A 1,058-nucleotide genomic window follows, 5' to 3' on the forward strand; every position below is an offset into this window, starting at 1 on the left:
GGGCGACCACCGGCTGCTCGCCGCCTCCGGCCCCGGCGTCCCCCACGGCGCCGCCGAGGCGCGCGGGGTGGGGGAGCAGTGGCCCGGCGCGACCGTGCTGACCGGCAAGGACGCCGTCACCGAACAGGTCCGCACCGCCCTGGCCACGCACGACGTCGTGCACCTGGCCACCCACGGCCAGCACGACGCCGACAACCCGCTCTTCGCGAGCATCGAGCTCGCCGACGGCCCGCTGTTCGCCCACGAGCTCGACGGCACGCCGCTGCCCGGCTCGGTCGTGATCCTGTCGTCGTGCGAGGTCGGCGGTTCCACCCAGGTGCTCGGCGGCGAGCTCCTCGGCCTGACCTCCGTGCTCCTGCGCCTGGGCGCCCGCGCCGTCATCGCCTCGGTCGCCAAGCTCTCCGACGAGCTCGCCGCCCGCGTCATGCCCCGCCTGCACGCCCACCTGCGCGAGACCGACGACCCGGAGGCGGCGCTCGCGGCCGCGCTCCGCGACGTCGCCGAGCCAGTGCCGCTGGTCTGCTTCAGCTCGGTCGAGGGACTCGCCACCGGGTGAGATCGCGAAGCTGCGCGATTCTTCACCCACGGCCAATCCGCTGACCTGCACCCTCGCGGCGGGCGATGACAGGCAGCCCACGTCCCGCTATCGTTTCCCGCCCGGTGTCCCTCGGGCCACCGCGAGGCAAGGGGACCAAGCATGTGGCCGGAACTTGAGGCGGAGCTCCTGGCCGCCCGGGATCTGAACGCCCGGTCGCGGCCCGGCGACGCACTGCCACGGTTCCGAGATGTGCTCGACCGGCTCCGGGTCATGGACCAGGCCGGGCTCGGCACCACCGACCGTGAACGCTGGGCCGAGGGCATGGTGCGGTCGCTGGCGGGCCAGGCGGTGGCCGTCCACTCCGTCGAGGACACGCTGGACAAGCCTCTCGCCCTGCTCGACGACGCCGACGCCCGCGCCGATGCCGCGCCGCGCCGGATCCGTCGGCGGCTCTCCGCCGTCGTGGACGGCACCCGGGGCCTGCTGCTGCAGCGCTCCGGCCGGCTCACCGACGCGCTCG

The 1,058-nt window shown here is 75.0% G+C and carries 1 protein-coding gene and 1 pseudogene; both read left to right on the top strand.

The genetic code is table 11. The features are described 5' to 3' along the window. The coding region (locus tag PROKR_RS15895; RefSeq protein ID WP_157602162.1) for a CHAT domain-containing protein at positions 1-556 on the top strand (556 nt) is incomplete at its 5' end. Between the two features lie 141 nt (positions 557-697). After that, positions 698-1,058 (top strand): annotated as a pseudogene (locus PROKR_RS35120) (CHAT domain-containing protein); the annotation flags it as partial.

It is taken from the genome of Promicromonospora kroppenstedtii DSM 19349 (assembly GCF_000515355.1).
GTDB classification, from domain to species: Bacteria; Actinomycetota; Actinomycetes; order Actinomycetales; family Cellulomonadaceae; genus Promicromonospora; species Promicromonospora kroppenstedtii.